The organism is Ensifer sp. 4252 (assembly GCF_050434565.1).
Taxonomy (GTDB): Bacteria; Pseudomonadota; Alphaproteobacteria; order Rhizobiales; family Rhizobiaceae; genus Ensifer.
On sequence record NZ_JBNDIU010000025.1, the window covers coordinates 1 to 22,309 of the forward strand.

Genomic DNA, 22,309 nt, shown 5'->3' on the forward strand with positions numbered 1-22,309 from the left:
CATCGCATCGGCATCGACGCGTTCCGCGACGGCTTCGAGGCCATGCGCGCAGGCAATTCCGGCAAGGTCGTCATGGACTGGTAATCGAGACGACGATTCGCAGGCATTATCGACGTGAACAGGCCGATCGGCTGGGGTGAGAGATGTTTAAGCAAACAGGTGCAGTCGCGCGGGTCTTTCCGCCAAGGTCGAATGCGCGATGAACATTTCGCCACCTGCGGAGCTGCAGGAAAACTGGAACCGCCGCATGGTCATGCTGGCGCTTCCGATCATCCTGGCCAATCTGGCGCAGCCGGTGCTGTCGCTGGTCGACACGATGGTGGCGGGGCATCTTCCCGGCCCTTGGTATCTCGGCGGCGTCGCGCTCAGCGGTGTTCTGTTCAATTTCCTGTTCTGGAGCTTCAGCTTCCTGCGGATGGCGACCACCGGCCTTGTCGCCCAGGCGTCAGGCGCAGACGATGACGTGCTGATGCGCAAGCATCTTCTGCGGGCGCTTCTGATAGCCGCCGCCGCCGGCGCGATCATCATCGTGCTGCAGACGCCGATCATCGAAATCGGGCTGGCACTCCTTGGCGGCAGCCAGGCGGTCTACGAGAGTGCCGTGGCCTATGCCTCGGCCCGCATCTGGTCAGCGCCGGCAGCCCTCGGGAACTTCGTTCTGCTGGGCTATCTGCTCGGCCGGCAGCGGGTGATGATTTCGCTCGCGCTGCAGATCGCGCTGAATGTGATCAACCTTGCGGCGACAGTGACACTGGTCTTCGTGTTTGACTGGGGTGTGGCCGGCATCGGTGCGGGCACGGCCATGGCCGAATGGGCCGCCTTCGTCGCCGGTTTGTTGATCGTCCGACCCTTCAGTGCAGGGCCACCGTTGGCGTTGCGCGAGCTTTTGGATGGCGCCGCCTTTCGAAGCTTGATTGCCGTCAACCGAGACATATTTCTGCGCAGTCTCTTCCTACTGGTATGCTTCGGCTGGTTTGCGCGAAGCGGGGCGGCGGAAGGCGACGCGATCCTGGCGGCCAACGCCGTGCTCTTGAACCTGCACGGCATCACCTCCTATGGCCTCGATGGCTTTGCCCATGCCACCGAGACCCTTGTCGGATCCGTCATCGGCGCACGCCGCAAGCAAGCCCTTCGGCGTGTGATCAAGGCGGCTTTCCTGTGGTCCGGACTGGTGGCACTCCTGTTTTCGCTCTGCTACGCGCTGGCTGGTCCCTCGATCATTTCCCTATTGACCAACCAGGAGGATGTTCGCACGGCGGCCGTCCACTTTCTTCCCTACGTCGTCGTGTTGCCGCTGATCTCGGTGACGAGTTACATGCTCGATGGTGTGTTCATTGGCGCAATGCGCACCCGTGAACTGCGCAACAGCATGTTGATCTCCACGACGGTCTTCCTCGTGGCGGCATACATTCTCCAGCAACTCTGGGGCAATCACGGGCTCTGGCTCGGGATGATGGTCTTGATGCTGGCTCGCGCGGCGACATTGGGCCTCAAACTGAAGCGTATATTCGCGGAGCTCTGATCTTGACCGTTGGATGCGGGCAGTGACGTCGTCGATTCAAGCAGGTGGGTTCATTCGGGTAATCCTGCCAGCCGCAGGCCCTCGGCAAACCGCGCAAAATCTTCCGGGCGGTGGATCGGAAGCCAGTCCTTGAGATTGGCGATACGCAAGGACGGATCAAGCGTGCGCAGGCGCTGCATCGCCTGTCGCGCTTCCTCCAACCGCCCCGCGAGCGCGTGGCTCGACGCCAGAAGGGCGACGGCGACCAGGAGGCTGGGCAGGTTCCCCAGCGCCTTTTCCGCCCAGGCAGAGGCAGAATCGAAGCGCCCGTCGAAAAAATGCGCGAGCGAAGTGGTGGCCTCCATTCGAAACATTTCCGGATCCAACGGGCTCAAACGAACAGCATGCGCGAGATCCTCGATTGCGCTGCCGGTTTCACCACGGAAAACGCGCAGGGCCGCACCGAGGAACCAGGCGGGGGCGAAGTTGGGATTGAGCAACCGTGCTCTGTCGATGAGTGCGATGCCGCCGTCGAGGTCGCCGGCGAGATGCCCGAGCGCGTGGCCAGCTCTCGTCAACGCCACCGCATCATCACGACCCAGTTCCACGGCCAGCCGCGCCAGCCGCACGCCTTCGGCGATCTCCTGGCTCCGGTCGACCATCCAGCCGTTCAGCTTGCGCCAGAAATAGCACCAGGCCGCCCCGCCATAGGCGGATGCAAAGTCGGGATCGAGCTCGATTGCCTTATAAAACAAGGCCAGCGCCGTCTCGATCGCTTCGTGGGTTCCGATGTGCAGCTTCGCCATGCCGCGCAGGTAATAGTCGTAGGCGTCGAGGCTTTCCGTCGGCTTGCGCTTGGCGCGCTCGATTTCCACGCGCTCGAGTTGCGGTGAGATCGCGCCGACGACACTGGCCGAAATCTGATCCTGAAGTTCGAAAATGTTGTCGAGCGCGCCCTCGAAGCGCTCTGCCCAAAGATGCGCCCCGGTCGTGGCGTCGATCAGCTGACCGGTGATGCGCACCTGGTTGCCCGCCTTGCGCAAGCTGCCCTCCAGGACGTAGCGCACGCCCAGTTCCCGGCCGACTTCTTTCACATCCACCGCCCGGCCCTTGTAGGTAAAGCTCGAATTGCGCGCGATGACGAACAGCCAGCGGATGCGCGACAACGCCGTGATGATGTCCTCGACCACGCCATCGGCGAAATATTCCTGCTCCGGATCGCCGCTCAGGTGCTGGAACGGCAGGACGGTAATGGAGGGCTTTTCGGGAAGAACGAGCGCGGACGGCTGCTGCTGAAATTTTCCTAAGGTCTGCTCAGTGGCACCAGGCCCGCTCGGCTGTTTTGTCTGTCCGGTCTCATCGACCGAGATTTCGCCGACGAAGCGGAAGCCCTTGCGCGCGATCGTGCGGACCAGGCGCTGCTCCTCGCCGCTGTCTCCGATGGCCTTGCGAACCGCATTGATGTGGCTGGTGATCGTCGATTCCGAGACCACCCGGCCGCTCCACACCGCCTCCAGAAGGTCGTCCTTGCTGACGACGCGGTTGCGGTTCGCCACCAGGTGCAGCAGAAGATCGAAGACCTGCGGTCCGACGGCCACGACTTGCCCGAGCAAGGTCAGTTCCCTGCGCTGCTGATCAAGCACGTAGTCTCCAAAAATGAACTGCAAGGCCGGCATCCCTGACCGCACGCCACCGGCGCGCGGCCGAGGCAACTGACGAATGATATCTGACATCGATAGCGAACGCCTGACCCGTCACACGCCCGCAATGGCGTCGGTCCGGCAAGCGTCCTGGACATATATTCAAGCGTCCTTCAAGGACAATTCAAGCCCGCCTCAAGGACTTCCTACATACCCGCAGGTACTCTCCATTTGCACAGACGGCAATGGTTGCGGTCGGAAAAGCGGAGAAAACCCATGAAGATCGTCGTTATCGGAGGCACCGGCCTCATCGGATCGAAACTCGTGAAGAACCTGCGCGAGCGTGGTCATGACGTGCTCCCAGCCTCTCCCAACACGGGCGTGAACACCATTACCCGCGAGGGCCTCGCGGCAGCGATGGATGGAGCCGAGATCGTCGTCGACGTGGCGAATGCGCCGGTCTGGGAAGACAAGGCAGTCCTCGAGTTTTTCGAGACCTCGGGTCGTAACCTGTTGGCAGCCGAAGCTGCGGCGGGCGTTCGCCACCACATTGCCCTGTCGATCGTCGGCAGCGAGCGGCTTCCGGACAACGGCTACTTCCGGGCAAAGATCGCACAGGAAAACCTCATCAAGGCGTCCGGCATTCCTTACACCATCCTGCGCGCTACGCAGTTCTTCGAGTTTGTCGACGGCATTGCGCAATCGGCCACCGTCGACGGCGAGATCCGTCTGTCGCCGGCACTGTTCCAGCCGATCGCGTCCGACGACGTGGCAGCTGCGCTCACCGATGTCGCTCTTGCCCCGCCCGTCAACGGCACGGTGGAAGTGGCCGGCCCCGAGGCTGTTCCGCTCGATGAACTGGTGCGGCGCTTCCTGAGGGCGAAGCGCGACACGCGCAAGGTCGTGCCCGACGTTCACGCACGCTACTTCGGCGCCGTGCTTAACGATCAGTCGCTGACACCAGGCGAGAAACCGCGCCTCGGCAGGATCCACTTCGAGGACTGGCTCAGCCAGCAAGCCGCACACTGAGACTTGCGCAGGCTGCACCAAGCACTCGTGCGGGACACGGCGCTGTGTCCGACGAAACACTCAAAGGAGAACGACAATGCTGACGCGGTTTCTCCAGGCCTTTGCGAACGCTCTCGATCACCGCGGTCTCAGCCGCCGACCGGCCCGGGGGCAAGGTCACGATCGTCTTCGACCACGCCCTTCCGAATGTGCCCGGCAAGAGCATGAAGGGCGTGCTTGTCGAATACGGGCCGGGCGGCGCATCGCCCGGCCATACACACCCGGACTCCGCCTTCATCTACGCAACAGTGCTTGAAGGCTCGATCCGCAGCAGCGTCAACGGGTTGCCGGAGAGGGTCTACGAGGCCGGCGAGAACTTCTACGAGGACCCCGGCGCTCGTCACGGAGTAAGCGCAAACGCCAGCGACACGAAGCCGGCGCGATTGCTCGCGGTTTTCGTCGTCGACACCGGTGAAAAGGAACTGACCACGCCCATCGGCGAATAGACGCATCGAACGCGTTTCCGCGCAGGCAGCCTTTGGCAACTGCCATCGAAAGGCTGCCTCGCGGCCACCTAACCCAACAGGAACTGAGAAAATGGATTCGCTCGAGGACAAAGCCGCCATCGTCGCAGACTGCCTCGGCGCCGTGATAGCCGTTGCTGGCGGATGGGCCTGGGCTCGACCGAGCGGCGAGGCGTCGACCGACAATGGCTATGTGCGCGGCGATGTGACCTCGCTTGCCGCAAAAGTCGGGGGCTACGTTACGGCGGTGGAGGTTGATGACAACGAAACCGTAACCGCAGGGCAGGTGCTGTTCCGGATCGATGATCGGGACTACAGGGCGCGGCTTGCCCAGGCGGTCGCCAATGTGGACGATGCCGAGGCTCGCCTTACCAATGTCGACGCGGAGACCGAGCTTCAGCACGCCCTCATTCGACAGGCCGAGGCCCAGAGACGTTCGGCCGTCGCCGAAATGGATCTGGCGAGCAAGGCCTACGATCGCCGGCGCGAACTCATTCGAAGCAACACAGTCAGCCAGGCTCATGTCGATGAAAGCGATACCGCGCGATCAAGAGCGGAAGCGGGGGTTGCGGCTGCATCCGCCACCGTCGAGGCTCAGCAGCACCGCCTAACGGTCTTTGCCGCTCAGCGCGAGGCGGCCGTCGCCGCCGTAGCGCAGGCAGAGGCCGCGCACGATCTCGCCCAGATCGATCTCGATGACACCGTGGTGCGTGCGCCTGTCGCCGGCGTAATCGGTAACCGTCAGGTCCGCGTCGGAAGGCTCGTTGCGCCGGGAAATGCCTTGCTCGATATCGTTCCCGTCGCCGGGGTGTGGATCGTGGCGAACTTCAAGGAGACCCAGCTCGAAGATATCCACCCTGGCCAGCGCGTCCGCATCACCATCGACGGTTACCGCAACGAAAAGCTTGAAGGTGTCGTCGACAGCTTCGCTCCGGGCAGCGGCTCGGCCTTCAGCTTGCTTCCCACAGACAATGCGACAGGCAACTTCGTTCGTGTCGTCCAGCGTGTTCCGGTGAAGATCCGCCTTGTCGGCAATCCGCTGCTCGGTCGTCTGGTTCCCGGCCTTTCCGCGCGTGTCGCGATCGATCTGGGGAGCGGGTCATGACAATGGCCGTCAGTGCGAGCCTGAGCCATGAGAGATCGACGGCTGGAGTGCTTCTTGTCACGGGCATCGTGCTTGCCGCACTGACTGAAGCAGTCGCCAGCAGCGTTCTATCGCTCGGGCGTGGTGACATCATCGGCGACACCTATGCAACACCAGACGAGTTCGCCTGGCTGGATGTCGGATACACCAGTTTCAAGCTGATCGGTTTCATGACAGCACCCTGGCTGCTCAGCCGTATCCATCCCCTGCGCCTGATCATTGCCTCGACACTTGCCATGGGCATGGCCTGCGGCATTGCCGCCATGACGGCTCGCTTGGACTTGCTGGTCATCCTTCGAATAATTCAGGGCTTCTCCGGCGGCACGCTTTTGGTTGGTGGCCAGGCAATTATTTTCCTCGCCTATCCCAGTAGTCGCCAACCAATCCTGCAAGCGTTGTTTGCCATGGGGGCTGTTGTCGCAGCAGCGACAATCGCCCCGGCGCTTCAGGGGTGGCTGCTCGACAGTCAATCCTGGACATGGATATTCTTCAGCGTCGTTCCGGTGTCGCTTGGCGCCGCCGGGCTTCTGCTGATCGCAGACGAGCCAATGCCCATGAAAACGGCGCGTCGTCCGTTTGACTGGATCGGTTTTACACTGATGTCCGTCGCGCTCTTCTGCTTCACGTATGTCCTTAGTCAGGGAAGCCGGTGGGATTGGTTCGAGGAGCCGCGCATCCTGTGGCTAACGGTGATTGGCATGGCCACACTGCTGGCGTTTCTTTGCCAACAGGTGCTGGCAAAAGGTCAGGGCCTGCTCGATTTTACGCTGTTCAGCTCGGAGGATTTCAGCTTCGCCTTCATCGTAAGCTTTGTTGCCGGTGCTGCGCTGTTCGGGAGCGCCTTTCTCATCCCGTCATTTGCCGTGTCCGTCCTCGCGTTCACGCCCACCGACGCCGGACAGCTCCTGTTGCCGAGCGCCGCACTCTTCATCGGCGCGCTCCTGCTGGCGGCCTTTCTCATACAGGTTCGCCACCTTCCTCCTTTCGCCACTGTGCCCTTTGGCATTCTGATGATCATGGTGGCGATGTGGATGCTGTCGGGTTCGACCAGCGAGAGTGGCGCGGACGACATGATGGCAGCGGTCCTGTTGCGGGGTCTGGGTCTGGGCTTCCTGTTTCTATCGATCACCCTGATTGCGTTCAGCAACCTCAACAGCCGAAATCTCGCGTCCGGGATCGGCCTCTTCAATACCGGTCGCCAGCTTGGTGGACTGATCGGGGTCGCGGGCCTCCAGACATTGATCGACCATAACTTCGCCGACAATGTCGCCGTGCTTGCCGCCGACGTGACCGCAGGGGAGACCGCGGTGCTCGAACGGCTGAACACCACGACAGCCACGCTGATGGCGAAAGGGATGGAAGCAGGCGCCGCAAGCCGGACAGCGATGAGCCTTTTGGGCCGGGCCGTGACAGGCCAGTCGACGGTGATTGCCTTCGACACCGCCTTCAACGCCGTCGCACTGCTTTTTCTGGTTGCCGCCCCGGTGCTGGTCGCCATCAAGATCGGATTGTCCCGATATGCAAAGGCACGCGTTAGACAGCTTCGTGAGTAGCCCCGCAGCGGGTCAGGCCCTGACCCGCTGCAGCGCCGGCGGATCCTTAGGGGATCCGGGCAATGACCTTGATCTCGAAATCGAAGCCGGCGAGCCAATTCACACCGACTGCGGTCCAGTTCGGGTAAGGTGGCTTGCTGAAAATCTGTTGCTTGACGGCCATGATCGTTGCGAACTGGTTCTCGGGATCCGTGTGGAAAGTCGTCACATCGACAAGATCGTCGAATGTGCAGCCGGCCGCATGCAGTGTCGCCTTGAGGTTTTCGAAGGCCAGTTGGACTTGACGTTCAAAATCAGGTTCCGGCGTTCCGTCGCTACGGCTACCAACCTGGCCGGAGACGAACAATAGGTCTCCGGATCGAATGGCGGCCGAATAACCGTGTTCCTCATAAAGAGCGTGTCGGTTTGCGGGAAAGATTACTTCGCGCTTTGTCATCTTTGATCTCGCCTTGCTGTCATTTGGCCGCATCCAGTGAGCGGATGGCTACGCTTCAACCGCTTTCCATGCTCACTCATTTCATGTACGGTGCGTATGTGAAATAGTCCAAATACGCCTCGTATGTCAAGTTCATATACGGAGCGTATATGAACTTGAGGGCAAGATGGCGAAACGACGTGTTGAGACGATGGAGGAAAACCGCGTCAAGCTGATCGCGGCGGCGCGAAAAGCCTTTGCCGAAAAGGGATATTCCGCTGCTTCAATGGACGAATTGACAGCTGAAGTCGGGCTCACGCGAGGGGCGCTTTACCATAATTTTGGCGACAAGCGCGGCCTGCTTGCGGCGGTCGTCAACCAGATCGACTCCGACATGGCCGCGCGCGCGCAGGAGGTCGGTGCCCGTGCAGCGGACACTTGGCAGGGTTTGCTGGCCGAAGGGGCCGCCTATATCGAGATGGCACTTGACCCGGAAGTCCAACGCATCGTTCTGCTCGACGGACCGGCGGTATTGGGCGATCCATCGCAATGGCCGAGCCAATGCAGCTGTCTTCAGGCGACCAAGCGCACAGTTGAGCGGCTCATCGCACAGGGAATACTCAAGCCGGTGGACGCGGAAGCAGCCGCCCGGCTTCTCAGCGGCGCTGCGCTCAATGCCGCCCTCTGGATTGCAGCCAGTGACGATCCGCAGGATGTACTGCCGAAGGCTGTCGACGCTTTCCACGCGCTGGCCACGGGCTTTCTCAAAAAAAGCCGCGTAAGTTCCCAGGCCAATTCAATTGCGCGAGATTGTTGATCTTGGCGCCACGAAACTTCGCGTGGCACCACATCGCTCCCTTGCGTCATCACATACCGGCAACGCTGCCGGCCTCATGTGGCCCCGCTTGGTTTCTCATACCGCTATCCTTTGGACCCTGAGCCCAAAGCCGCCTGCAGGGGCGGGGCTCTTCAGGATTGGGATAAGGATCCCTGTCGCGAGGGTGGCCACAAGGCAATCTGTGACCGGAAAGGCAAACCAAATCGCCGTGCTGTCGCCGAAGACCCCGAAGCAGACAATCAGCAGCGGGCTAAGCGCAAACGGTTTGACGAGCGTCAGCACCGCCGCCCTGCCAGGCTGGCCCACGGCCTGGAAATAGAGCGCGAACACCAGGATGGGCCCGGTAAAGAGATAAAGAGAAACCATCGGCCGTAAGATAGCTCCGACTTCGGTCACCACGGACCGCTCCCGCGCAAAGTCCGCGCCGATCATGCTGCTTGTGCTCAGCAAGACGAGTTCGACCGCCAGGCAGTAGGCAAACGCAACGCTTGTAGCGAGGCGCAACATCTTGTCCGAACGCTGATAAAAACCGGCTCCTACATTGTTGCCGACGATGCTTTGCGTGGCGAGCGCGATCGCCATGAGCGGCAGGAAGGCAAAGCTGAAAATGCGCATGACGATGCCGTAGGCAGCAGCAGTGTCGGCGTAGCTGGCGCCGGCGGTCAGCCGCAATGTTGCGATCACCGTTGCCGCAACCAGTGCGATGCCGATGAAGCTCAGGCTCAGTGGTACGCCGAGCATCACAATGGACCGCCAGCCTCCGGCCCAACTATGCGCCCCGAGCGAAGAGAGCGGTATCACCCAAACGCCGTGTAGCCGCATCCCGACCAGGAGTGCCAATCCAAGGGCCTGGGCCAGCGCTGTGCCCAACGCCGATCCTGCAATGCCAAGATCGAGCTCGACGATCAACACGTAGTTGAGCGCGATATTGGCGAAGGTTACACCGACCGACATCAATGCCATCAGGCCCACGCGGCCTTCGTTGCGGCAAGCATCCGCGTGCAACCCCAGCAGAAACTGCGCAGGCGTCGCGCAGATCATGATCAGGAGGTAGCGATACGACATTTCGGCGATGTTGCCTTCGGCGCCTGCCATGTGGCCGGTGGCGGTGCGCCCGCCCACAAGGAAGGCAAAGATCAGCACCAGCGCGATCACGAGCGCTAGACCGTGGGCCCGCGCAAATTCTGCCGCCGCCATGTCTCGCGCGCCTGCGCCTAAATGCCGGGCAAGCAGGCTGGACATGCCGCCGCTGACAAGCGCCGACAATGCGATGGTGACCATCACCGCTGGAAAGACGATGCTGACTGCAGCCAGGGCATCGGCACCAATGAAATGCCCGAGGATGGCGGCATCAACCACGGTCAATAGTCCGCTCATCATCATGACAAGCATCATCGGCAAAGCATTAGTAATAAAGAGCCGCCCGATCGGAGCGGTCAGGAACGGGTTTTGTTGTGCGTCTCCGGACGACATCGCTCACTCCTCAAATGAGGCATTTCGCATTTGACAGGGAGCCTGCTTTACCTACCGACGAAATGCTTCGAGGGTGAGAAGATGAGTATCGTCGGGCTTCACCGTGACTTGCGTCCGCAGGCGGCAGGTGCCCGATACCTTAGCCGAGCTTTATCCGCCTGCCGGTCCGGATGTCAAATTCTTAGATCTATCAAGGCGGCGGGTCCGGCGCTTTTCAGCCAGCGCTGCTTTGAGCTTGTTCGGTACGGTCGTTTTCGCGCGAATGCATGCTAGCAGCTCTGCCCCGTTCCTGATGGATCATCATGTCGGGTGGACGCATCAAACCCGCTCATTTCGCTGATTGCGACGTGATACTGCGTTATTGATCGGGACAAACGGGTGAAGCTTTTCGACTTTGAGTTCGTCGTTGCGCCCTGATACTGTAAGTTGACTTCGGCGTGACTTTCCGCCTACTTCAACTTAGGGTCGTGTGGAAATCTGACAGAGGTGGAGCGATTGGATTCAGGCGGCGAACCACAGTCGGCGATCTTCCGCCTGCGGACATTTGGCGGTCTGGAGTTGCTCGATGAGCATGGGCACGCCATCCCGTTCCCCGCAAAGGCGCTTGTGATCCTCGCCTACCTTTTTTCCACAGGCCGTCGAACCGTCACGAGAATGGAGGTTGCGGAGCTGCTTTGGGGCAGGGGAACACCATCCACCGCTTTTACCAATCTTCGCAGGTTGATCTCGCGGATCAAAGGTCGTCAATCCGAGCTCAATGTGCATTTTCTTGTTTTTTCGAACCATGGGATCGAGCTCAAGTCATCCTCGATCATCTGCGATGTTTCGTTGTTTGGGATAGCCGAGCCTGAAGGCTCGTTCGATGAACTCAAGGTGCTTGTTGATCGGCTTCGATCGGCTTTTCTGGATAAAATCGACCTTCAAAATTCTTTGTTTGATCACTGGCTAGCGCAGCAGCGAGAGCGTCAGCTTGTAGCTCTCGATCATGCCATGCGACTGATGGCATCCCTGGCCGAGACAGCTGACCAGCGTGCCGTCGTCCAACAGGCAGCGCTTCTCGTCCTTCTCTCGGGCTCAAACGACCAGATCGCACCCCAATTTCTGCTGCAGGCCTACGATGTGCAGGGAGAGGTTGAGCATCTCAGGCGCACGTTTGAACGGCGAAACGAGATGCTCGCATCCTGGACGAGGGAAAAACAATCGTTCCCGCCAGCCAAGATCGCGGCGCGGGCGACAAATGTCGAGATAATCAATCCCGCTGAACTGACGGAACATCCAAGGCCTAGCCCGCCGCGCCTGGCGTTGCTCCCGCCCAGCAACTACAGCCGCGAACCCGCCGCAGCGATGATCGTAGCCTCGCTTCTCGAAGACATCACCATTGGCTTCTGTGTGCTGAATAGCGTTCAGGTGCTCGCACCTTACTCCGCCCTGCAGATAAGCCGCAAAACTGAAGACCAGCTCGCGATGCTTGAGCATCATGGCCTGACCTATGTGCTCGAGACGCGGTTGAGCGGTGTGGACGAGGCGCTTTCCTTGTTCACACAGCTCGTGTTTCTTCCCACGAGCGAGATTGTCTGGGCGGAGCGGCTCAGCCTTGATGGCGCGCGCTTCGCGCAAAACAGGCGTGACATATCCGGGCGCCTGGCACTTTCGGTCGCGAGCGAAATCGAGCGCCACAGGATCACGCGCTCCAATTTCGATCGGAACCCGGCCGCGTATCACCGCTATCTGCTTGGACGGCGGTTTTTCGACCGCTTGACGCTGCCAAACCTGCGTCGTGCCCGAAAGGAGATGAAAGCGGTTTTGCAGGAAAGCGCCAACTTCGCGCCGGCGCTCAGCTCGCTTGCACGAACCTATTCGGAGGAGTGGCTTCTGACGGCGCGAGGCGAGGCGGATTTGCTGAAGTCGGCGGAGACCTATGCCTTGCAGGCCATTGAGACAAGCAGCGACATGGCGGATGGTTACCGCGAGCTTGGGGTTGCAAAGCTGCTGCAGGGTGCTCTCGACGAAAGTGTCGAGACTTTGCAACTGGCCGAGACGCTAAGCCCGCATTACGCGGATATCATCGCCGACCACGCCGACGCCTTGGCCCACTGTTCGCGTCTGGATACCGCGTGTCGGACCATCGAGCGCGCCATCGAACTCAATCCCATAAGCCCGGATTCCTACCTGTGGACGGCGGCGGGCGCCTGCTACGGTCTCGGCCGTTTCGAGGCGGCGATTGGCTACATCGATAGAATGGCAGATGGCAGCCTCGCCGACCGGTTGGCGGCCGCGAGCTGGGCCATGCTCGGCCACCGCGACAAAGCACATGTGTTCGTTACCAGAGCCCGGGAAACCCATCCCGACTTTGATGTCGAAAACTGGTTGTCGATCGTGCCGATTAAGGAAAAATGGCACAAAGACATCTATCGTGAGGGCCTCAAGAAGGCAGGCTTCTAGAAATTAAACCGAGCGGGGGAATGTGCATGGCAAAACTTGCGATCTTAGGTTTCGCTGGCGAAGAGGGACTTTACATTGTTGACCTGGAGGCAGGGACCGTCGCGCCGATGACGGTGCCGGTCAAAGGCGCCCTTCAGACCGTCGTTGATCTCCAAAGGGCCGGAGGCGCGGTTATCAAGGGTGTCAGCGTCGCGGTTTCCGTGACGTCGGCCGAGGACATCTCGAACGGCCGGTTCGACGGGTAAGGCGGTCCGGACGTCTTCACTGCGTTCGACGATGGTGCGCAGCGGCGGTGGCGCTTAAACGCGTGCGGCTGAGAAGCCCCGTGGCATCGGGTTCTGCTGTTGCCTGGACGCAGAGCCTAAGCGAGTTCAAGTGGCCCCGCCGGAAGGCGGGGCCAAGAGTTGCGGCGTTACTTGTTGAGTGCGTCCTTCAGAGCCTTTGCCGGTACGAAGGATACCTTCCTGGCTGCCGCGACCTTGATGGTCGCTCCGGTTGCCGGATTGCGGGCTTCGCGTTCAGGTGTGTCCTTGACCTTGAACTTGCCGAAGCCGGGCAGGGAGGTCTCGTTGCCGGAGACCGAGGCGGCGGAGATCGCTGCAAGCACGGATTCAACGACGGCTTTGCTTTGAGCCTTCGTCAGGCCATGCTCACCGGCGATCTTTTCTGCGATTTCGGTTGTGGTGGTCAAAAGTTGTTCCTCCTCGTTTTTGACGAAAGGATACTTTGCCCGAATGGCGCCGATGTCATCGGCCTTGCGCAACAACACCCGCCTCCTCAGGCGATTTTCCACAGATTGCCTTGGCAACATAGCCTTTCGCCCTCTTTCTGCGGGCGATTTGCAGAAGGAGAGCAATAGCGTCAGCCTCGGATGCGAAGTGATGGCTCATCTCCTGGCCGAGCGTACCAATGCGCCCCCAGGCGCGGATAAGAGAGGTTTCGCCAAAGAGCGTGGGCTGTATCGAAAGCGCATAATAGCGCGCCATGTTTCGGCTGGGGTCTATCCGTTGAAAATAGAGGTTGGAGCACTGCTGGGTCATGAACGCAGCATCGCGCGTCGGAGAATCCGCGTCCAATGAGAGTTTTGAATCGGTCGTGGCGAACCGATTCACGTCGTTGATGTGAAGGTCGGCGTAGCCGAACCCCACACTCAAGAGGAGATCTCGTCCTCTGCGATCGGGAATGAACATTCGATAGCCGCGCCAATGAAGGCCTTGCGCGAGAGCCCAAGGCTCTCGCCGCGCTCCAGCGCGGCGTGGCAGCGGTTTCTGGCTCGTTCGTAGAACCATCCGCCCTGCGGCCATTCACTTAGATACTGCAGCGCATCCTGTGGCCCGTTGATACACCGCTCACCTTTTGCACCGACCCTCACGGGGTGATCCCAATTGATACCTTGCATCTGCGTTGCCTCCGCTTCGCCGCAGAACGCCTATCTTGTAAGTTTGTTCCTTCCTCCGGCCAGGCAAGAGCCCCTAGCAATCGGGCATGCTTTCCATTGTCAGGCGGCCGCCCAATCTTCGAGACGCAAGCCAGGCACTCTTTCGAGTTCTCGTCCTTTGTTGGTGGCCAGGATCAGTCCTTGTGAGGGCATGGCCAGCAATCAATTGGTCTAGGGTCCGATTGGCTTGCCGGCCCTGGCCAGTTCGGCCCTGAGTTGGCGGTGTCTGCCGCTGACAAGCGGTCCAGATTCAGGACATCGAGCCTTGTCGCAAACCCTTCAACTCCGTCATCAGCAGTACCACCAGTACACAGCACAGCAGGCCAAGGGACAATGGCAACCCCTGATGCCCGAACAGTTGCATGGCCAGTCCCGTGGTGGGCGAGCCCACGATGCCGCCGGTACCCCATAGGATCGCGAAGGCGGCGTTGCCTGCAATTAAGGCTTGACCGGCGAAACGCTCGCCGAGCTGGATCAGCGACATGGTGTAGATCCCGAACGAAACCCCGCCCCAGACGAAAACGAGCGGCCAGATGAGCCACGAGCTGAAGAACGACGGCAGCAGCAGACAGCCGGCTAGCGAGGCGAGCGCACAGAATAACATGGTCCGCCTCGAGCCAAATTGTTCGGCCATGCGCCCGAGCAAGATTTGCAGCACGGCATTGCCCGCGATGAAACAGGTGATGAGCGAAGCGATGCGCTCTTCGGTGCTGCCGAGCGCGGCGCCATAGACCGCGAACAGGGAAAGCAGGATTTGCTCGAAGGCGGCAGCAGCGAAAACCGCGAACAACAGGAGCGGTGCCAGTGCGAAGAAGCCACCGACCGACGTTGCCTCACCTTCATTCGGCATGTCAGGCAGGCGCGGCACGACCGCAAGAACGATCAGGCCGCAGAGAAGGAAGGCGACGATGCCGATCATGAAGGGCGGCCAACCCTGCGTGCCAACCAAGCCGAGTGACAGCGGACCGATGGCAAAGCCACCGGAAACGATCGACGAGTAGAGGCCCATGATGCGGCCACGGCGTGGCGCGGGCGTGATCGAGAGCAGCCAGGTTTCGCTGATCACGTAAAGCGGATTGGCGAAAAAGCCGAGCAGCAAGCGCAGTGGCATCCAGGCCCATACTTCCTGTGCCCAGCCAATCGCGATCAGGGTGAGCGCGGCCAGCATCGAACACAGGATCGCAAGCCGTGGCGCGCCCATCCGCCGCGTCAACGCCGGAATGAAAGGCGCGGATACAATGAAACCCAGCGGCGTCATCGCCGCCGACAGCCCGATCAGGGCGGGTGTCATCCCCTGCCGCTCAAGGATGAAGCTTAGCAGCGGATAGGTCAGCCCCTGTGCCACGGCGAAGACCGTGACGGTCGCGATGATGCCAGCCATCGCGGCCCATGGGATCCGATCCTCGCGCGCTGATGTCGTGCTTTCGGCAGTCATGAAACGTCGCCTTATAAAGGATTTGATACTTGCCAGAAGGACTTGGCGATCTCTGTCTCGAGCTGCCGTCTCGCCAGACCGATGTCATCGATCAAATGCGGATCGTCTTTCAACTTTTGCTCAAGTTCCCAGCGAAAGCGTATCCGCTCGCCCCTGGCCGCGATAATGCTTCGCAGAGTCGCCGGGCTGTAGTGCCGACGCGACACTTGCGCCGGCCCCGCGGGCGTTGCCTGATGCGGGGCCGACGCAAGGGTGGGAGTATCGTTCATGGCAGCCTCCATATGGTTTGAGCGGCCAGCGGCCCTCGACCCGAAAGAGGATGGAGTTTGCCGGATACGAACGGCGTCGTAATTAAGCCCTCCCAAATAGTTCTCAAAAACTTCCAAACGGACTATAGATGCGCCGCATGCAGGGATCGCGCTTTGCCTTTGGTCCGTTCGTGCTTGATCCGGATGCGGGAACGCTCCTTCGGAACGATGATCCCGTTGCCGTTGGCCACCGCGGGCTAAAGCTGCTTGCCGCACTCGTCGGACGGCCCGGCGAAATCCTGGGCAAGGCCGAGTTGATGGATGCGGCGTGGCCGGGCACGGCCGTCGAGGAAGGCAACCTCACCGTCCAGATCGCGCAGCTGCGCAAGCTGCTGGGTCCGGCTGCCGACGGCGGTGAATGGATCTCGACGGTTCCGCGCGTCGGGTACCGCTTCACCAGGGCCATCGAGCAGCTAAATGGCGCAAAGCGAAAACCTCTGCCTCTGCCCAGCAAACCATCGATAGCCGTGCTGCCCTTCGTGAATATCAGCAACGATCCTGAGCAGGAATCCTTTGCGGATGGGTTAACCGAAGACCTGATCACCGACCTGTCCAGGGTCTCCGGCCTGTTCGTCATCGCGCGCAACTCGGCCTTTGCCTACAAAGGAAAGGCGATGGACGTGCGCGGGATCGCTGAGGATCTTGGCGTGCGCTACCTGCTGGAGGGCAGCGCAAGACGCGCCGCCGGGCATGTCCGCATCAACGCCCAGCTGGTCGACGCGGTGAGTGGCGAACACCTATGGGCCGAACGCTTCGATCGCAGCCTGGAGGATATCTTTGCCGTTCAGGACGAGGTCACCGGCAAGATCGTGGAGGCCTTGCTCGGCCGGTTGCGCGCACCGCCGTCGCGCAACCGACCCAATAATCTCGAGGCTTACGATCTCTGCGTGCGGGCGCGCAAGCTGATGGATGATTCACCGCAGACGGCGCAGGAAGCGCATCTGATGCTCACACGCGCGGTTTCGCTCGATCCTGGCTACGCCGAGCCTTATCGCTGGCTTGCCATGAACCACTGGATGGGATGGGTGCATTCTGGCGGACCAACCGAAGCTAACCGTAGCGTTGCGTTGGAACTGGCGCGCAAAGCCGTAGCGCTCGATCCCAACGATGCCGGCAGTCGCTGGGTCCTCGCGTACCTGCTTGCCTATGAACACAGCTTCGACGAAGCGGATCGGGAATTCGCCAAGGCGATCGAGCTCGACCCGAACGAGGCCGACACCTGGGCAGCGCTTTCCGACGTCGCCGTCCTGGCAGGGCGCGTGGAGGAAGGTCTTGAGCACATTCACAAGGCGTTCCGGCTGAACCCGTTTCCGCCGAGTTGGTACTATCTGACGCTCGGCCAGGCCCAGTACGCGGCCGGCGAGTACGATGCCGCTGTCGCGACGCTGCGCAGGGAAGAGACGTACCGTAGAAGTTCACGCCGTTTCCTGGCGGCAAGCCTTGCTCAACTGGGCCGGCTCGATGAAGCTCGCGCAGAGGTTGAATTATTCCTCGTCGGCAACCCGAAGTTCACAATCCGCCACTGGGCCGAGACGGAGCCATTCCGCGATGCTGCGACGCTTGAGCATTTCGTTGATGGCTACCGCAAGGCGGGGCTCCCGGAGTGACACGCGGGCGTGATCTCCCAAACGGCCATTCACCCTGAGCGTAGCAAAAAACCCGACGAGAACCTCGCCGGGTTTTTTGCGCATGAACTTGCTTGTGGCCGTGCACGGTCGCGTGCCAGACCGGGTCGGTGAGGGGGCCGGGTGCTGCGAGGTTGACTGACACGACCCCTCGATCAAGCGGAGCGGCTGCCGGGGCTAATCTTCCCGGTCCCTGTCCGTTGCGGTCCTGAATCTGCTGAGGCGAACCGGCCAAGCCGCGCTAACGAGACTCTGGCAGCATTGCTGCCGACGCCTGGTGTGCTCGTTTATTGCCTCGGTGGTCAGTGGGATTCCGGCGCGAAGCCCTCCAAGGCGGCATGGATCGCCTCGCGTAGTTCCTCTCCGGTGATGGGCTTGTGCAGAATGCGCGCGCGACTTGCGCTAACCTCCTTGAGTCGCGATGGCGAGGTGTCGCCCGTAACGATGATTGCCGGAACGTGGCGGCCGATGTGGTCGCAGAGGGTCTGGATCGCATCCAAACCTGTGGCGCCATGCTCAAGGCGGTAATCGGCAACGATAAGATCGACCGGCGCGCTGCCGGCCCTCAAGACTTCCGAATGGAGTCTGAGCACCTCCTCTGCGGAGCGGCCGGCATAGATGCGGTGCCCCTCCAGGGTGAGGAGCCGCACCATGGCGTCGGATACGTCCTTCTCGTCCTCAACCAGTATGATGCCGGCCGTGATGCCCGCCGCGGGAGAAGGCCGGCCGGGTTGCAGAGGAGATCCTGCCGAGCGGGCCTTCGGAACCGTGATCGAGAACATCGAGCCGCGTCCGGGCACCGAAACCAATCTTAGGGGATGTTGCAGCAGCTCGGCCGTACGGCGAACGATGGCAAGACCCAGGCCAAGACCTTGCGTGCGGTCCCTTGCGGGGTTCTGCAACTGCATGAATTCTTCGAAGACCACCGCTTGCTGATCGGCGGGGATGCCGGGGCCGGTATCCAGGACCTGGATTTCGACCGAATTGCCGTGCCTGCGGCAGCCAAGGAGGACGCCGCCCGCTTTTGTATAGCGGAACGCGTTCGACAACAGGTTGTTGAGGATCCGTCGGAGCATCATCGGGTCGCTGTCAATCAGCAAGTCGCTGTCGACGATCCGCCAGTCAAGGCCGCGCTGGTGTGCCTCTGAGGCGAACTCGTCACGAAGATCGCGAAAAAGGTCGCGCAACGATACTGTCTCGTTTGCGATCGTGACGATGCCGGCGTCAAGCCGGGAAATGTCGAGCAGCGCATTCAGCAGTCCGCTGAGATTGCTGACGGCGGATTTCGCCCTCGTTGCCAGCTCGCGAGCATCGCCGGAGGGGACGTTTCCACGCTGCCCCAATATTGCAAGCGTGGAAACAAGCAGGCTTAACGCATGGATCGGTTGCCGCAGATCGTGGCTGGCGGCTGCCAGAAATCGTGTCTTGGCGCGGTCTGCTGCCTGTGCCCGATCGCGTTCCTCTTGCAGGTGGCCGACGAGACTCTCGTTTTCCAGTCGCAGGCTGACGGTTTCACGCAACATCCGGTAGGTGATGCGGCAGTAGTAGAAGTTGATCGCCACAAGGGAGGAGAGCAGGAACAGGAAAGCGCCGGAAATATCGCTGTCCGTCAGAATGCATCGCACGGCGATCGGCAGGACCGTTACAAGGATTGAGCCGATGAGCGCGGGCGGAAAGGCCGAAAGAGACGGCACCGTGCCGCAGACAAGACCGGTCAGCACGATAACCGTGAACGAAAGGACAATGGGCGCATCCGGAAGGAAGCCGACCCAGCCGAGCGCGCCCCACAGCAGGCCGGACGCCCAGGTAAATGCGGCTGCGAGCCAGGCCCACCGCATGATGGACCGGGAATCCCTTGGGCGGCTGAAAAAACGGCGGGAGGCAACGACACGCAGGACGATGAGCAGATAGAGCGCGCCAACCCATCCGGCCAGCCAACTCGCGGATACGGCATTTCGAAGGACATACACGGCCGCGCCAGAAATGACGACGTTGGAGATGACCACGCCATAGGAGCTGCGATACAGAAGCTCGATCAGAGCCTGGCGGATCTTGTCTTCGTGCATTAGCCCTCTCCAGATGCCGGAGGGACATCGTCCGGCGGCCCGTCCCCGGACGATTGATTTATCGGAAACTTGTTTCCCATAGGTTGGCGGCCAAAGAATTTGCGCCGAACCTTTCATGGAGGGTGGCGAGATGAAACACCCGCTCGCCGCCATTCTTGCCGACGATCATGTGATCGTCTCCGGGCAGATCAGAACAGGCCGACACCATCTCCACATCACCGGCCCCGCCGGTATGGAGTGCATTTTAAATTGGACGGGATATCACTTTAAATTGGACGCGAATAGAATTAACATTGGACGCATGACTGAATCAAATCGCCCGAACACGCTCATTACACGCAAGGCCCGCTCTATGGTCGAGACGGCGCTGTCCGATACGCGTGTCGTGCTAGTCGCAGGACCAAGGCAAGCCGGCAAGACCACGCTTGCGCGACAGTTCTCAGGCCCCGAGCGACCATATTATACCCTCGACGATGCCGGCACACTCAGCGCCGCCAAATCTGACCCAGTAGGCTTCGTCCGCGGTCTCGGCCGCGCGGTTATCGATGAAGTCCAACGCGCGCCCGAATTGATGCTGGCAATAAAGGAAAGCGTCGATCGCAGCGATGAACCCGGCCGCTTCCTGCTTACAGGCTCAGCGAACCTCGCCACCGTGCCAGCGGTGGCAGATTCTCTTACCGGGCGCATGGCCCTGATATCATTGCTACCGTTTGCACAAGCAGAAATCCGATCTACCCCAGGCCGCTTTCTCGATCGCATTTTTGCGGGGGAGGTGCCCGTGATCGCGGACGAACTTGTCCTCGGCGATGACCTTCTGGAGACAGTTGTACGTGGAGGGTACCCTGAGGTCGTGCGCAGAACACAGCCCGCCCGGCGCACCGCATGGCTTGAAGATTACGTCGCGCTTATCCTTGACAGAGACGTGCGCGACATTGCCAACATCGATCAGTTGGGCAGGTTGCCGCGCCTCCTTAAAGTCCTGGCAGAGCATGCGGGACAGTTAGTCAATCACAGTGGGTTCGGCTCGGCCCTCGGACTATCGAGTGTCACCGCGCAGAAGTATGTCGCAATCCTCGAGCGGCTCTTCCTTGTCCGAACGCTCGCGCCATGGTCCAACAACCGGCTGAGCCGCTTGGTAAAAACACCGAAGCTGCATTTTCTCGACACTGGACTGCTTGCTGCCCTCCGAGAAGACGATGCCAACACCATCCGTGAAAACAGAACCCGTTTCGGTCCATTGCTCGAGAGCTTCGTGGTATCCGAGCTCATGAAGCTTGCGTCATGGTCCGAACGTCGACTTTCGTTCTCCCACTATCGGACGAAAGATCAGACCGAGGTCGACGTTATTGTTGAGGATCGGCGCGGCCGTGTCGTCGGCATCGAAGTCAAGGCATCTTCGACGGTCAAGAGTGAGGACTTCAAAGGGTTGCGTCAGCTGCAGGAGGCGGTGGGTGACCGCTTCTTGCACGGGATCGTCCTGCACGATCACGACCGGGTGACGCCATTCGGCGAAAAATTGCACGCCGCACCACTTTCGGTCCTGTGGACGATGTAAAATCGCGTAAGACTTGTTATGGAACTTACAAACATGGTCCCGAGACAGGTGCGCGTGACCCAGTCGACGCGGGCCGTGGCGCAACTTCGAAGCTGTTGAATGCGCCCGACTTCGAATGGCTAGGCTGGTTTAACGATCGTCAACATACCGCCAGCCGAAGCGGATCAGTACTACTCCAGGCGGCACCCGCCAGCCATGACCGCGAAGGACGGCGTTTATCTGCATTGGATGTTATCGTTTTTCATGAAATTGTCTCTTAGGAATCATTGTTCATGAGCATGAATCGGATTTCATGGAGTTTGGGCAGCAGGAGCCTTTTTCACGAGACGTAATTGTTTTTCATGGCCGCTGGCTGCCAATACCCATTGGCTATGCCGAGCTGATCAACGCCTATGATCTGAACGTGCCGATGCCGATCACGCTCACGGAGATCGGCGATCGCCACAAAGTCTATCAGGCGGATGGGTGGAATCTTGATACTCCGCGTCATCAGCCGGATACCGACCCAGAGGCGCATCTTGTCGTCGCCCTGCGTTATGAGGGGCTTGCATCATCCCGTTCGACATCCTTACGCCGGAGAGCATATTGACGTCGTCAACGAATGCCATTCACAAGCGTGAACAGCCCGCGCCGGCGTGCCTCGCGATACTCGCGCCACGCCTCAAACAGAGGCAATATGATCGCTGCAAGGTCGTCATTCCCAGCTAATAGCTCCCTCACTTTGCCATCAAACACCCTACCCCTTCCGTTGGGAACAATGAGGCCGAATGTTTTCATCAGGCCGCGGATCTGGTTGCTCAGCTGGATTGAGATACTCAGGAGCTGGTTGCGGGCCCCGACCAGCGTGCGCGTCAGCATACTGTCAAATGACTTTACCCGGACCGCCTTGTAAAAGCCGGCTTCGGTCAGTTGGGCCAAGCCATCCGCATCATTGGCATCGGTCTTGTTGAGCGTCTCGTTCAATATGTTTTGCGCGTGACGTGCTTCGATGCAGATGGCGGGCACTCCCTCCGCCGTGAGTGCGTGATAGAACCACGTCGACAGCGGTCCCGTCTCGAATACGACGCGCTTGGCATTCGGGGCATGCTTGCGGATCACCTGTGCCAGAGCCTTTGGATCCGAAGCACCCTTCCCCCGCCATATCCGCTTCCCGATCCTCTCGGATCGAGATCGCCGTATCTTTCAACGAAACATCAACCCCGAATCCAGCTTAGGTTCTATTCCGACGTAGGCAACTTGCCGCGGACGCGGTCCTCTTGCCCAATCCGAGTCTCAAATTCGCTTTTGAGTTCGTCGAACTCGATATCAAGAAACCATTCCGGAATGGCGATCGTGGAGCAGTAA

At 60.4% G+C, this 22,309-nt stretch carries 20 protein-coding genes and 1 pseudogene; 11 read left to right on the forward strand and 10 right to left on the reverse strand.

Features of this window, described 5'->3' with window-relative positions:
- The first annotated feature begins 199 nt into the window (after nucleotides 1–199).
- Complete coding sequence (locus ABIE33_RS30185; protein ID WP_429131902.1) at nucleotides 200–1,522, forward strand: MATE family efflux transporter; 1,323 nt, start codon at nucleotides 200–202, stop codon at nucleotides 1,520–1,522.
- Between the two features lie 50 nt (nucleotides 1,523–1,572).
- Here the strand turns inward: ABIE33_RS30185 and ABIE33_RS30190 are convergent, their stop codons facing one another.
- On the reverse strand, nucleotides 1,573–3,168 hold the full coding sequence (locus tag ABIE33_RS30190) for a winged helix-turn-helix domain-containing tetratricopeptide repeat protein (RefSeq protein WP_429131904.1): 1,596 nt from the start codon (nucleotides 3,166–3,168) through the stop codon (nucleotides 1,573–1,575).
- A gap of 249 nt (nucleotides 3,169–3,417) precedes the next feature.
- Between ABIE33_RS30190 and ABIE33_RS30195 the strand changes: the two genes are divergently transcribed.
- From ABIE33_RS30195 to ABIE33_RS30210, 4 genes are all read left to right on the forward strand, one after another.
- The gene (locus tag ABIE33_RS30195; protein WP_429131905.1) at nucleotides 3,418–4,170 is read left to right on the forward strand and encodes an SDR family oxidoreductase; all 753 of its coding nucleotides are present in this window, start codon (nucleotides 3,418–3,420) and stop codon (nucleotides 4,168–4,170) included.
- Nucleotides 4,171–4,271: 101 nt separating this feature from the next.
- Nucleotides 4,272–4,655, forward strand: coding sequence for a cupin domain-containing protein (locus ABIE33_RS30200; RefSeq protein ID WP_429131907.1), 384 nt, complete (start codon nucleotides 4,272–4,274; stop codon nucleotides 4,653–4,655).
- Between the two features lie 91 nt (nucleotides 4,656–4,746).
- A complete protein-coding gene (locus tag ABIE33_RS30205; protein WP_429131909.1) occupies nucleotides 4,747–5,778 on the forward strand; it encodes an HlyD family secretion protein in 1,032 nt (343 codons plus the stop codon).
- Nucleotides 5,775–7,370 carry a DHA2 family efflux MFS transporter permease subunit gene (locus ABIE33_RS30210; RefSeq protein WP_429131910.1) on the forward strand — a complete coding sequence of 532 codons (1,596 nt, stop codon included), beginning with the start codon at nucleotides 5,775–5,777 and terminating at the stop codon, nucleotides 7,368–7,370. Before ABIE33_RS30205 ends, ABIE33_RS30210 begins: the two co-directional genes overlap by 4 nt.
- A gap of 46 nt (nucleotides 7,371–7,416) precedes the next feature.
- Here the strand turns inward: ABIE33_RS30210 and ABIE33_RS30215 are convergent, their stop codons facing one another.
- Nucleotides 7,417–7,806 carry a RidA family protein gene (locus ABIE33_RS30215; protein WP_429131912.1) on the reverse strand — a complete coding sequence of 130 codons (390 nt, stop codon included), beginning with the start codon at nucleotides 7,804–7,806 and terminating at the stop codon, nucleotides 7,417–7,419.
- A gap of 166 nt (nucleotides 7,807–7,972) precedes the next feature.
- Between ABIE33_RS30215 and ABIE33_RS30220 the strand changes: the two genes are divergently transcribed.
- Complete coding sequence (locus tag ABIE33_RS30220; protein WP_429131914.1) at nucleotides 7,973–8,602, forward strand: TetR/AcrR family transcriptional regulator; 630 nt, start codon at nucleotides 7,973–7,975, stop codon at nucleotides 8,600–8,602.
- Between the two features lie 96 nt (nucleotides 8,603–8,698).
- Here the strand turns inward: ABIE33_RS30220 and ABIE33_RS30225 are convergent, their stop codons facing one another.
- On the reverse strand, nucleotides 8,699–10,096 hold the full coding sequence (locus tag ABIE33_RS30225; RefSeq protein WP_429131916.1) for an MATE family efflux transporter: 1,398 nt from the start codon (nucleotides 10,094–10,096) through the stop codon (nucleotides 8,699–8,701).
- Nucleotides 10,097–10,591: 495 nt separating this feature from the next.
- Between ABIE33_RS30225 and ABIE33_RS30230 the strand changes: the two genes are divergently transcribed.
- Both ABIE33_RS30230 and ABIE33_RS30235 read left to right on the forward strand, forming a co-directional pair.
- On the forward strand, nucleotides 10,592–12,538 hold the full coding sequence (locus ABIE33_RS30230; protein ID WP_429131918.1) for a hypothetical protein: 1,947 nt from the start codon (nucleotides 10,592–10,594) through the stop codon (nucleotides 12,536–12,538).
- Between the two features lie 26 nt (nucleotides 12,539–12,564).
- Entirely contained in the window at nucleotides 12,565–12,783 is a 219-nt protein-coding gene (locus ABIE33_RS30235; RefSeq protein WP_429131920.1) for a hypothetical protein, read from the forward strand.
- A 167-nt stretch (nucleotides 12,784–12,950) separates the two neighbouring features.
- On the opposite strand, the gene ABIE33_RS30240 is transcribed toward ABIE33_RS30235, so the two are convergent.
- From ABIE33_RS30240 to ABIE33_RS30260, 5 genes are all read right to left on the reverse strand, one after another.
- A complete protein-coding gene (locus ABIE33_RS30240) occupies nucleotides 12,951–13,229 on the reverse strand; it encodes an HU family DNA-binding protein (RefSeq protein ID WP_429131922.1) in 279 nt (92 codons plus the stop codon).
- 55 nt (nucleotides 13,230–13,284) lie between these two features.
- A complete protein-coding gene (locus tag ABIE33_RS30245; RefSeq protein WP_429132038.1) occupies nucleotides 13,285–13,686 on the reverse strand; it encodes a WGR domain-containing protein in 402 nt (133 codons plus the stop codon).
- A 2-nt stretch (nucleotides 13,687–13,688) separates the two neighbouring features.
- Nucleotides 13,689–13,937 carry a DUF982 domain-containing protein gene (locus ABIE33_RS30250; RefSeq protein WP_429131924.1) on the reverse strand — a complete coding sequence of 83 codons (249 nt, stop codon included), beginning with the start codon at nucleotides 13,935–13,937 and terminating at the stop codon, nucleotides 13,689–13,691.
- Between the two features lie 289 nt (nucleotides 13,938–14,226).
- Nucleotides 14,227–15,411 carry an MFS transporter gene (locus ABIE33_RS30255; RefSeq protein ID WP_429131926.1) on the reverse strand — a complete coding sequence of 395 codons (1,185 nt, stop codon included), beginning with the start codon at nucleotides 15,409–15,411 and terminating at the stop codon, nucleotides 14,227–14,229.
- 11 nt (nucleotides 15,412–15,422) lie between these two features.
- Nucleotides 15,423–15,680: a DUF1127 domain-containing protein gene (locus ABIE33_RS30260; RefSeq protein WP_429131928.1), complete on the reverse strand. Its 258-nt coding sequence runs from the start codon at nucleotides 15,678–15,680 to the stop codon at nucleotides 15,423–15,425.
- A 137-nt stretch (nucleotides 15,681–15,817) separates the two neighbouring features.
- Here ABIE33_RS30260 and ABIE33_RS30265 point away from each other — a divergent pair, with 137 nt between their 5' ends.
- Nucleotides 15,818–17,326 carry a winged helix-turn-helix domain-containing tetratricopeptide repeat protein gene (locus ABIE33_RS30265; protein ID WP_429132039.1) on the forward strand — a complete coding sequence of 503 codons (1,509 nt, stop codon included), beginning with the start codon at nucleotides 15,818–15,820 and terminating at the stop codon, nucleotides 17,324–17,326.
- Nucleotides 17,327–17,646: 320 nt separating this feature from the next.
- Here the strand turns inward: ABIE33_RS30265 and ABIE33_RS30270 are convergent, their stop codons facing one another.
- Complete coding sequence (locus ABIE33_RS30270) at nucleotides 17,647–19,410, reverse strand: ATP-binding response regulator (RefSeq protein ID WP_429131931.1); 1,764 nt, start codon at nucleotides 19,408–19,410, stop codon at nucleotides 17,647–17,649.
- Between the two features lie 301 nt (nucleotides 19,411–19,711).
- Between ABIE33_RS30270 and ABIE33_RS30275 the strand changes: the two genes are divergently transcribed.
- Both ABIE33_RS30275 and ABIE33_RS30280 read left to right on the forward strand, forming a co-directional pair.
- Nucleotides 19,712–20,965: an ATP-binding protein gene (locus ABIE33_RS30275; protein WP_429132041.1), complete on the forward strand. Its 1,254-nt coding sequence runs from the start codon at nucleotides 19,712–19,714 to the stop codon at nucleotides 20,963–20,965.
- Between the two features lie 292 nt (nucleotides 20,966–21,257).
- On the forward strand, nucleotides 21,258–21,554 hold the full coding sequence (locus ABIE33_RS30280; protein ID WP_429131933.1) for a hypothetical protein: 297 nt from the start codon (nucleotides 21,258–21,260) through the stop codon (nucleotides 21,552–21,554).
- A 53-nt stretch (nucleotides 21,555–21,607) separates the two neighbouring features.
- Here the strand turns inward: ABIE33_RS30280 and ABIE33_RS30285 are convergent.
- Nucleotides 21,608–22,151, reverse strand: a pseudogene (locus tag ABIE33_RS30285) (IS110 family transposase); the annotation flags it as partial.
- Between the last annotated feature and the right edge of the window lie 158 nt (nucleotides 22,152–22,309).

Excerpts from the sequence above, each read along its gene's own strand:
- ABIE33_RS30280 (WP_429131933.1), top strand. The coding sequence starts at position 21,258 with ATGGAGTTTGGGCAGCAGGAGCCTTTTTCACGAGACGTAATTGTTTTT.
- ABIE33_RS30275 (WP_429132041.1), top strand. The coding sequence starts at position 19,712 with ATGACTGAATCAAATCGCCCGAACACGCTCATTACACGCAAGGCCCGC.
- ABIE33_RS30210 (WP_429131910.1), top strand. The coding sequence starts at position 5,775 with ATGACAATGGCCGTCAGTGCGAGCCTGAGCCATGAGAGATCGACGGCT.
- ABIE33_RS30255 (WP_429131926.1), bottom strand. The coding sequence starts at position 15,411 with ATGACTGCCGAAAGCACGACATCAGCGCGCGAGGATCGGATCCCATGG.
- ABIE33_RS30270 (WP_429131931.1), bottom strand. The coding sequence starts at position 19,410 with ATGCACGAAGACAAGATCCGCCAGGCTCTGATCGAGCTTCTGTATCGC.
- ABIE33_RS30225 (WP_429131916.1), bottom strand. The coding sequence starts at position 10,096 with ATGTCGTCCGGAGACGCACAACAAAACCCGTTCCTGACCGCTCCGATC.
- ABIE33_RS30265 (WP_429132039.1), top strand. The coding sequence starts at position 15,818 with ATGCAGGGATCGCGCTTTGCCTTTGGTCCGTTCGTGCTTGATCCGGAT.
- ABIE33_RS30185 (WP_429131902.1), top strand. The coding sequence starts at position 200 with ATGAACATTTCGCCACCTGCGGAGCTGCAGGAAAACTGGAACCGCCGC.
- ABIE33_RS30205 (WP_429131909.1), top strand. The coding sequence starts at position 4,747 with ATGGATTCGCTCGAGGACAAAGCCGCCATCGTCGCAGACTGCCTCGGC.
- ABIE33_RS30235 (WP_429131920.1), top strand. The coding sequence starts at position 12,565 with ATGGCAAAACTTGCGATCTTAGGTTTCGCTGGCGAAGAGGGACTTTAC.
- ABIE33_RS30260 (WP_429131928.1), bottom strand. The coding sequence starts at position 15,680 with ATGAACGATACTCCCACCCTTGCGTCGGCCCCGCATCAGGCAACGCCC.
- ABIE33_RS30220 (WP_429131914.1), top strand. The coding sequence starts at position 7,973 with ATGGCGAAACGACGTGTTGAGACGATGGAGGAAAACCGCGTCAAGCTG.
- ABIE33_RS30215 (WP_429131912.1), bottom strand. The coding sequence starts at position 7,806 with ATGACAAAGCGCGAAGTAATCTTTCCCGCAAACCGACACGCTCTTTAT.
- ABIE33_RS30195 (WP_429131905.1), top strand. The coding sequence starts at position 3,418 with ATGAAGATCGTCGTTATCGGAGGCACCGGCCTCATCGGATCGAAACTC.
- ABIE33_RS30250 (WP_429131924.1), bottom strand. The coding sequence starts at position 13,937 with ATGCAAGGTATCAATTGGGATCACCCCGTGAGGGTCGGTGCAAAAGGT.